Consider the following 1,756-nt stretch of genomic DNA (forward strand, 5'->3'; position numbering starts at 1 on the left):
GCTGGCCTCTTCGCGGGCAAGCCCGCTCCCACAGGGATTTATGTCGACCACAAATTTCGAGGCCGACAAGTAACCCTTGTGGGAGCGGGCTTGCCCGCGATGGGGCCGGCACATTCAACACATCTGCCTGCAAAAAATGATCAAGCCTGCACCACCTCGATCCCCAGCGCCCGGTAATCCTCGACATTGCCTGACGCCACATGCTGCTCGGTGATCAGCGTATGCACGCGGTTACAAGGCGCGACCACAAACGGCTCCACCGCGCCGAGTTTGTCCGCCGTGGTGACGGCGATCACGTGGGACGCACAATCGAGCATCGCCTGTTTCACCGGTACTTCATCAAAATGCAGTGAGCTTAAGCCCACCTGCGGGTGAATCGCGCACACCCCGGTAAACAGCAGATCGGCCTTGATGCCCGCCAGCAGCCGCAGGGTTTCGTGGCCGCTGGCCGACATCGTCGCCGGGTTGAGCTGACCGCCGGCGAGAATCACCTTGATGCCTTTGTACCCGGACAGGGTGATGGCGGTCATCGGCGACGCGGTGACCGCGGTAATGGCGATATCCGTCGGTAGCGAACGTGCGATCTGCAAGGTGGTGGTACCGGAATCGAACACCACGATCTGACCGTCCTGCACCCGTCGCGCAGCCAGTTGCGCCAGATGGGTTTTCACCTCATCGGTTTCGCTGATCCGGGTGAAATAGTCCTTGCCCGTATCCTTGGGCCGCGGCAACGCCCCGCCGTGCACCCGCTGCACCAGGCCGGCACTGGCCAGTTCCGCCAGATCGCGGCGGATGGTGTCTTCGGACACCGCGAAATGCTGGCTCAACTCCGAGGCCATGACCTTGCCGTCACGTTCGAGAATCAACAGGATTTTTTGCCGGCGAACTGACGGAAGTTCGGCAGAGGAATGGTTGTCGTGCATGTTTTTGCTCGTTTGTGCGTGTAGTTGCGCGTTTAAGCGAGATTAGCCAAAGCACGGGATAAACACAAACGAGCGGCCGGGCAAACACCCCCAGTTATCATTTTTTTCGATCTTTCAAATCATTACGCTGAATTTTTTATTTTCCTGTGACCTGTTCAAGATGGCGCCGTCACTCATGTTTTGGATGGAAACTTCATGAATATCAATTTTGCTTTTGCGTGCATGATCGTGGTCTCGTTCACCATTGCGCTGGTACACGCCTGATCGACAGGTCGTGAGGCGTCAAGATGTGCAGGCAGCGCCCGATTTTGCATTCACCCTCACGCTTGCGCAGGACGCTCCCCCAGCGTTTCCTGCCCACAGGCGCCCGCCTGGGGCAGCAGGCTGATTTCGACGCGTCGGTTGGCCGCGCGCCCGGACTCGCTGTCATTGCTGGTGACCGGCTGGCTGGCGGCAAAGCCCTGGACCGCAAAGCAACTGCCGGGGATGTCACCCATGCGTTGCATCCAGTCACGTACGGCAGAGGCGCGCGCGTGGGAGAGCAGGAGATTATCCTGCGGGTTTCCACGGCCATCGGTATGTCCGCCAATGACGATCAGCCAACCGGGCTGGGCCTTGATGTCGACCAGGGCGCTGATCAGGATCTTGGTCGAGCCCGGCTTGAGCTCGGCGCTACCGGCGTCGAACAGCGACAGGCTGTCCAGGCGCACAGGCTCGACAATCGTTTGGGCCGGCTCAAACAGTTGGGTAAAACGCTGCTCAACTGCACCGGTGGTACCCAACCACCAAGCGCCGCTGACCAGGCCAACCATGGCGGCTGCCGTGCCCAGCCA

The 1,756-nt window shown here is 60.0% G+C and carries 2 protein-coding genes; both read right to left on the bottom strand.

All coding sequences use genetic code 11. The annotated features are described in order from the left end of the window. Window positions 1-140 precede the first annotated feature (140 nt). Window positions 141-923: a DeoR/GlpR family DNA-binding transcription regulator gene (locus tag PMI29_RS04700; RefSeq protein WP_008002706.1), complete on the bottom strand. Its 783-nt coding sequence runs from the start codon at window positions 921-923 to the stop codon at window positions 141-143. Between the two features lie 320 nt (window positions 924-1,243). After that, window positions 1,244-1,756, bottom strand: a 513-nt coding sequence (locus tag PMI29_RS04695) for an OmpA family protein (RefSeq protein WP_008002708.1), incomplete at its 5' end; no start/stop codon positions are given.

Origin of the sequence: Pseudomonas sp. GM49 (assembly GCF_000282355.1) — a bacterium.
Lineage (GTDB): Bacteria > Pseudomonadota > Gammaproteobacteria > Pseudomonadales > Pseudomonadaceae > Aquipseudomonas.